Source organism: Vreelandella sp. L-15 (assembly GCF_056857635.1).
Map to the genome: position 1 here is coordinate 1 of NZ_JBSXNN010000002.1, position 3,622 is coordinate 3,622.

The 3,622-nt window shown below is 52.8% G+C and carries 4 protein-coding genes and 3 tRNA genes; 1 reads left to right on the forward strand and 6 read right to left on the reverse strand.

What is annotated here, in order from left to right:
* Positions 1–412: 412 nt before the first annotated feature.
* Together AC13CY_RS00035 and AC13CY_RS00040 are read right to left on the reverse strand one after the other, a co-directional pair.
* Positions 413–622 (reverse strand): putative motility protein, encoded by a 210-nt coding sequence (locus tag AC13CY_RS00035; protein WP_054641201.1) that lies wholly within the window; start codon positions 620–622, stop codon positions 413–415.
* A gap of 103 nt (positions 623–725) precedes the next feature.
* Entirely contained in the window at positions 726–1,967 is a 1,242-nt protein-coding gene (locus AC13CY_RS00040; protein WP_044630092.1) for an NAD(P)/FAD-dependent oxidoreductase, read from the reverse strand.
* Positions 1,968–2,350: 383 nt separating this feature from the next.
* Between AC13CY_RS00040 and AC13CY_RS00045 the strand changes: the two genes are divergently transcribed.
* The gene (locus tag AC13CY_RS00045; protein WP_233420274.1) at positions 2,351–2,887 is read left to right on the forward strand and encodes an EAL domain-containing protein; all 537 of its coding nucleotides are present in this window, start codon (positions 2,351–2,353) and stop codon (positions 2,885–2,887) included.
* A 129-nt stretch (positions 2,888–3,016) separates the two neighbouring features.
* Here AC13CY_RS00045 and AC13CY_RS00050 read toward each other — a convergent pair.
* The 4 genes from AC13CY_RS00050 to AC13CY_RS00065 all read right to left on the reverse strand — a co-directional run.
* Positions 3,017–3,091: transfer RNA gene (locus tag AC13CY_RS00050), tRNA-His, on the reverse strand.
* A gap of 62 nt (positions 3,092–3,153) precedes the next feature.
* A tRNA-Arg gene (locus AC13CY_RS00055) sits at positions 3,154–3,230 on the reverse strand.
* 88 nt (positions 3,231–3,318) lie between these two features.
* Positions 3,319–3,395: transfer RNA gene (locus tag AC13CY_RS00060), tRNA-Pro, on the reverse strand.
* 34 nt (positions 3,396–3,429) lie between these two features.
* Positions 3,430–3,622, reverse strand: a 193-nt coding sequence (locus AC13CY_RS00065; RefSeq protein WP_483052162.1) for a hypothetical protein, incomplete at its 5' end; no start/stop codon positions are given.

The following is a 3,622-nucleotide window of genomic DNA, read 5'->3' on the forward strand; positions in this document are numbered from 1 at the left end:
CTACGGCTTCATCTGCCACCTCGCACCGACTGCGGCCTCGGCTTTCACCTTGCGCCACAGCCTCCGGCATCGCCGGATTCGGTGTCAGGCTTCCCCGGTTACTGCACCGGCTCCCTGTTAACGATGCCACCCTCAAACACAGCACAGGTCTGACTGAGTATCGGGCGTCGCGCTATTTTGCACGCTAACCCACCTGGGCTGCCGAAGCAGGTTCACTTGCGTTGTGTACCGTTAACTTCCTATGGCTTCCTTCAGACCCCACCGTTGGCCAGTGACGCCCTTGCCAGTCGGATTGTCTTCCCCTCAGTCGGGGTGACGCCATCTTCTTTCAGATGGCCGGGTTTGCCGGCTTCGCCGGGCAAACAAAAAACGCCGACAGGGTCGGCGTTTGGGGTCTCTAGCAACAGAAGGGTTAAGCGTAGGTGTTTACCTGGGTGCCTACACTACCTTCTTGAGCCAAGCTAGGCTGTGCCCCGGTATCTGCAGAGGCGAGCACCTCGGTAATTTGTTCGGACTGCATATCCAGTGCTTGCTTGAACAGTTGCATTTGTGCCTGCTCAGCAGTTTGCGCCTGGTTCATATACAGTGCCGTGCTAACTGCATTACTTGCGGCGACATCCATTATTGCACCTCAATCTATTGAGTGACTCATTCAGCCTAGCAAACCCAGCCTTCCTAGGCCATGTTTGTACTTTTTCATTATGTAACAGGCTGCGGCGTCATATTTAAAACCGGTCTGCCCGAAACGGTGCCATATCAATGGCGGTTGGTTTGTTTTCCATCATGTCCGCCAGCAGCTGGCCTGTCGCCGGACCGAGGGTGAACCCTTGGTGGCCATGTCCAAACGCTAGCCACAGGCCAGGATGGCGTGGCGCTGGGCCAATAACGGGCTTCATATCTGGCAAGCAAGGCCGTGCGCCTTTCCACGCCGCGCTATCTTTTCGCTCACCTAGCGGGAAAATTGTCCGCGCCACTTTTTCGGCAGCGCCCAGCTGCTCTTCATCCGCGGGAGATTCAAGGCGGTCTAGCTCTGCCCCCGTCGTCAGCCGCACACCAGCATTCATCGGTGCCAGCAAATAACCGATCTCGGCGTCCATCAACCAGTAGTTTAATTTGGCCGTTGGCTGTGTCGCGTAGTGCATGTGGTAGCCACGTTTCACAAACGTGGGGAAGTGGTAACCCAGCGGTTTCATCCATTGGCCAGCCCAGGGGCCAAGGGCCATGACAACTTGTTCAGCCTCAAACGACTCCGCACTGGTCGTCACTTTCCAGCGATCATTTTGCTGAGTGATACCAGTGATGTCCGCTTGTACCAGTTGTCCGCCCATCGCTTCAAACGACGCCGCATAGGCAGCCACTAAGCCACCCGGGTCAGCGACTGTCCAGGGGTCTAGCCAGTGAATAGCGCCGATGATTTTATTGCCTAGTTGCGGCTCCTTCTCACTCAGCGCTTCGCGATCAAGAACGGTGAACTGTACGCCGTAAAGCTCGCGGGCTTCTTCAGCCTCTTTAACTCGCTTAGCGAGCTTTTCCGGCGTGCGATAGATTTCAAGCCACCCTTCCTTACGCACTAGATGCTCAGCACCAGCGGCCTCAATCATCGGCGCGTGGGCGTCCAAACAGAGCTGAATTAACGAGGCGTACTCAGGCACGATTTTTTTGTAGAGCCGTGACGAAGAGTGGTGCCAGTAACTCAGCAGTGGCGAGGCCGCATTGACCATACCGGCAGGCCGGTAACGGATATCGACCCGACGGTTTGGAAGCACACTCAATATCGTTTTCATATCACGGGGAAACGGATAAGGCCTAACTGCTTCACGCTGGATAATGCCCGCGTTTCCAAACGAGGTTTCGCGTCCAGGCTGGCGGCGATCTACCAGCGTTACTTGATAGCCACGCTTTTGCAGCTGCCAAGCAATACTGACACCCACCATGCCTGCTCCTAAAACCACCGTTTGACGCGCCATTATGATGCACTCCTCTCGCTCTATTGTTTGCCCAGTCACATGCTGCTAATCACATAAGCAACATATTGAAAAATATCACCAATCAAATAGCTTTTGCACAGTTATAAACACTATTTTTAGACATTTTTTTAGTCTTTTATGACGCAAAAATCCTAATTAAGGATGACTTTGCTAAGCGCGGCATAACATTTGCTTAATCTCAGTTAACACTGCGTTTAACACCCCAGAAACCTTCCGCGACAGAAGCCACCGCGCGGCATTAATAGAAGACATATTTACTAACAACGCACTATGTCAGTGCTCACCTTGCACCAGATCAGCACAAGGATCACGTCAATGACCGACAGCTTTGATACAACACTCATGGATATGCTTTGGGTACTGTGGGCAGCTGCGCTGGTTTTCGTCAGCCCGTACCACGCTGGCTTCCATTGGCGACGGCGTTATTACCTGCGACGCCAGCGGCAATATCACGTGCGTGCTACACCGCCAAAGAGGCTGGTCGCAACCGCATTCACTGCTATCAACCTAACGACCACCTGCTGCTAGAACGTCACGGCGAACTGCAGTGGGTTCAGCGGCTACAAAATGCCCTAGATAACGACGCCTTTCGACTTTACGCGCAACCGATTAGCGCCGTATGCGGCAACGGGCCGGGCTATCGGGAAATTTTACTGCGTTTGGAGGAGAACGGCATACTCATTACACCCGGCAGTTTTCTACCCGCCGCCGAACGCTATCACTTTATGGTGAGAATTGATCGCTGGATGGTTCGCAACACGTTGGCGTGGTTGGGTGACCGTTATCGCTGCGCGGAGAACCATACCATAGGCCACTGGGGTATTAATTTATCTGGGGATTCGCTATCAGACAGCGATTTTTGTCAGGAGCTGGTACAGCAGGTAACCAGATTAAAGTGATGCCGCGATAGAGGGGTATAAAACAGACAATGGCTAAAAAAGCCAAAAAGAAATGCTTATTTAACTAGCAGAGACGCTGGAGAGCTTTGTAAAAGAAGAGGAGATATAAGAGAGTAAATTAAAGGTTAATGGGGTGGATGATGGGGATCGAACCCACGACCACCGGAGCCACAATCCGGGGCTCTACCACTGAGCTACATCCACCACTGACAAAAAGCAAACTTGAGAATACCCAACTGGAGAACAAACACTGAAAAGTATTTGATTGGCACGCCCAGCAGGACTCGAACCCGCAACCTACGGCTTAGAAGGCCGTTGCTCTATCCGGTTGAGCTATGGGCGCACATAGTGTATCCAGAGTGAATACTGATGAGCACTTGACCACAACCAAAGTTTGGAGAAGCAGATTAACACCTTCCGTGCTAGGTACGTGGTCGGGATGGAGGGATTCGAACCCCCGACATCCTGCTCCCAAAGCAGGCGCGCTACCAGACTGCGCTACATCCCGATTTCTTACCTTAGACGTTGCTGCGTGTCCCGTCTCAAGCGAGGCATATATTACTATTTCTAATTTTAAAGTCAACACTTAAAGTGACTAGGGTCTCCCCATTTTCCGGCGTGTCATCGGCATAGTCCTCCTGAGGAGGTGAACAAGTCTGGTATTCGTGCCTCGGCGTCTGGCGCTCTTCTCCAGAGGGGGTAGAAAACACTTCGGCCTTGAGCAAACAGCCGTTG